The sequence below is a fragment of the Yinghuangia sp. YIM S09857 genome (assembly GCF_051388915.1).
GTDB lineage: Bacteria > Actinomycetota > Actinomycetes > Streptomycetales > Streptomycetaceae > Yinghuangia.
In genome coordinates this window covers 50,510-53,625 of sequence record NZ_JBPKBH010000012.1, presented here as the reverse complement: position 1 = coordinate 53,625, position 3,116 = coordinate 50,510, and the positions used below count along the sequence as shown (strand labels likewise).

The following is a 3,116-nucleotide window of genomic DNA, read 5'->3' as shown; positions in this document are numbered from 1 at the left end:
CACGGCGTCGCGGAGGTGCCGTACCGCCGAGACGTAGCTCTCGTGCGTCATGCCCGCGGCCTCGTCCGCCCCGATGTGCACGAACGGGCCCGTGGTCAACGCGCACACCTGGGCGAAGATCCGCCTCACGAGGTCGGCGGTGGCGGCGTCGTCGAGGTCCAGGGGCGCGGTGAAGTTCGCGATGGCGCCGAGGCGTTCGAGCACCGCCGCGGCCTCCGGCGGAGTGGGCGCGGGCGGCAGGCCGGGGCGGGCCGCGCGCAGCGCCGCGCAGTGTCCGGGCAGGTCGATCTCGGGGATCACCGTGACGAACCGGGCCGCTGCGTACTCCTGGAGCGCGCGGTACTCCTCGGCCGTGTAGTGCGGGCCGTCGGCGGTGAGCTCCGGCATGCCGGGGATCTCCAGCCGCCAGCCCTCGTTGTCGGTCAGGTGCACGTGCAGCACGTTGAGCTTGTAGAGGGCCGCCAGGTCCACGAGGCGGCGCAGTTCGTCCAGGCCGATGAACGAGCGCGCCGGGTCGACCATGACCCCGCGCCAGGAGTAGCGCGGCGCGTCGGTGAAGTCCCGGTCCGCGACCGAGCCGGTGGCGATCATCTGGACGGCGCTCATCGCCGCGCGGAAGACCCCTTCGGGGGTACGGCCCCGGCAGACGATGCCGTCCGCGCCGACCACGACCGCGTGTGCCTCGTCACCCGCGCCGACGGTGACGCCCACCGGCCGCGCGGTCGGGACGTCCTCTCCGTACGACAGCTCCAGCGTCAGTACGCCGTGCGGGTTCGCCGCATCCGACGCGCCTGATGCGTCCGACGCGCCCACCGCACCCGACTCACCCGACTTGCCCGCCGCGCCCGACGTGCCCACGCCGTCCGCGGTCTCCGCGACGCGCGCGTGCGGGGCGAGCAGTTCGCGTACGACACGTACCACCGCGTCCAGCTCGGGTCGCGGGGAGGTGACGTGCCAGGCGGCACCGCGCGGGGCCGGTCCGGCGGAGGCGGCCGGCGCGGCGGCACCGGTGGGGCGGGGGATCAGAGCGTTCACGGATTCCTCCATCCGGGGCGTTTCCCGCCGGGTGGCGAGGCAGGTAGGCTACATGAAAACCGATCAATGAACGTTTTGTGAGGCGGCCGGAATCAGCCGCCTCTCTCGTGCAAGGAGCCCGCGTATGGCCGCGTCCCCCGACCACCCGCAGGTGTTGCCCGCGGAGTTCCACGCCAGACCGGGTTTCCTGTTCGGCGCCTCCACCTCCGCGCACCAGACCGAGGGCAACAACACCTCCAGCGACTGGTGGGGACTGGAGCGCACCGCCGGGGGCGGCGGCTTCCTCGAGGCGCCGAGCGGGGACGCGGTGGACAGCTTCCACCGCTGGCCGCAGGACATGGACCTGCTCGCCGAACTCGGCTTCAACTCCTATCGGTTCGGCATCGAGTGGGCGCGCGTCGAGCCCGAGCAGGGGCGCGTGTCCCGGGCCGCGGTCGAGCACTACCGGGCGATGGTCCGCGGTGCCCGCGAACGCGGACTCACCCCGGTGGTGACGCTGCATCACTTCACCTCGCCGCACTGGTTCACCGCGCGCGGCGGGTGGCTAGCGCCGGACTCCGCCGAGCTGTTCGCCCGCTACGCGGAGACCGCGCTCGACATCCTCGACGGGCGCGTGGAGTACGTCGCGACCATCAACGAGCCCAACATGATCGCGCTGATGGCCACGATCGTGCGAGGTCTCGTCGGCGGCGACGGCCCGGCCGCCGACCGGCTCGACGCCGACCGGCTCGACGGCGGGCGCGAGGGGGTCGCGGCGACGGCGGCGACCGTGGTGCCGGACGCCGCGGTCACCGAGGCCCTGATCCGCGCGCACCGCTCCGCGACCGCCGTGCTCAAGGCGGCGGACCCCGGGCTGCGGGTCGGCTGGACGGTCGCGAACCAGGTCTACCAGCCCGAGCCGGGCGCCGAGGCGGTCGCGACGGCACACGCGTGGCCGCGCGAGGACGTGTTCCTGGACGCCGCCCGCGGTGACGACTGGGTCGGCGTGCAGTCGTACACCCGTACGCGGATCGGCCCGGACGGTCCGCTCCCGGTCCCCGACGAGGCTGAACGTACCATCACCGGATGGGAGTTCTACCCGGAGGCGGTCGGCCACGCGGTGCGCCACACCGCCTCGGTCGTCGGCCCCGACGTGCCGATCCTCGTCACCGAGAACGGCATCGCGACCGCCGACGACGAGCGGCGCGTCGCGTACACCACGGGGGCGCTGGAGGCGCTCGCGGAGACGATGCGCGACGGGATCGACGTGCGCGGATACCTGCACTGGAGCGCCGTCGACAACTACGAGTGGGGTTCCTACACGCCCACGTTCGGGCTCATCGCCGTGGACCGCGACACGTTCGCGCGGACGGCCAAGCCGTCCGCCCGCTGGCTCGGCGCGCTGGCCCGCGAGCTGCGCCCGGCCACGGCGCCGACCGCGCACTAGGGTGGCTGCCATGGCGAAACGCGGCCCCTATGAGAAGGGCGAGGCGAAGCGGCGCGAGATCCTCCAGGTGGCGCTGGAGACGTTCGCGGAGGAGGGGTACCGCGGTACGTCGCTGCGCAAGGTCGCGGCCCGCTGCAACCTCAGCCTGCCGGGCCTCATGCACTACTTCGCCTCCAAGGAGGACCTGCTGGTGCAGGTCCTCCGGGCCCGCGACGAGGCGGGGCGCGAGCGCTGGGAGGCCGCCGAGGGGGTGGAGCGGCATCTCGCGCGCATCCGCGAGGGCGCCCAAACCCCGGGCCTTGTCGAGCTGTTCGTGTCGATGGCGGCGGCCGGAAGCGACCCGGCGCACCCGGCACATGCCTTCTTCGCCGAGCGCTACCCGGACCTGCGGGCGCGCATCGCCGACATGATCGGCGAGAGCGCCGCGGCCGGGCGCATGACCGTCCCGGTTCCGGCGGACCGCCTGGCGACGCTGCTGCTGGCGGTGGTCGACGGCATCCAGTTGCAGTGGCTCAACGACCGGTCGATCGACATGGAGCAGCCGCTCAAGGACGTGTTGGCCCTGCTGGACTCCCCGGTGGAGGGCTGACGGTCGGGCGGCGCGCACCATGCCGCACGCACGGCACGGGGAAGCGGCGGGATCCGGCAAGGATCC

Annotated in this window: 3 protein-coding genes; 2 read left to right on the top strand and 1 reads right to left on the bottom strand. The window is 73.5% G+C overall.

Going from position 1 to position 3,116, the window contains the following annotated elements:
- Positions 1–1,035 (bottom strand): family 20 glycosylhydrolase (locus ACRX5S_RS24535; protein WP_436775238.1); only part of this gene is annotated, 1,035 nt, incomplete at its 3' end.
- Between the two features lie 124 nt (positions 1,036–1,159).
- On the opposite strand from ACRX5S_RS24535, the gene ACRX5S_RS24530 reads away from it, so the two are divergent.
- Positions 1,160–2,461, top strand: coding sequence for a glycoside hydrolase family 1 protein (locus tag ACRX5S_RS24530; protein WP_436775237.1), 1,302 nt, complete (start codon positions 1,160–1,162; stop codon positions 2,459–2,461).
- A 10-nt stretch (positions 2,462–2,471) separates the two neighbouring features.
- On the top strand, positions 2,472–3,050 hold the full coding sequence (locus ACRX5S_RS24525) for a TetR/AcrR family transcriptional regulator (RefSeq protein WP_436775236.1): 579 nt from the start codon (positions 2,472–2,474) through the stop codon (positions 3,048–3,050).
- Positions 3,051–3,116 lie beyond the last annotated feature (66 nt).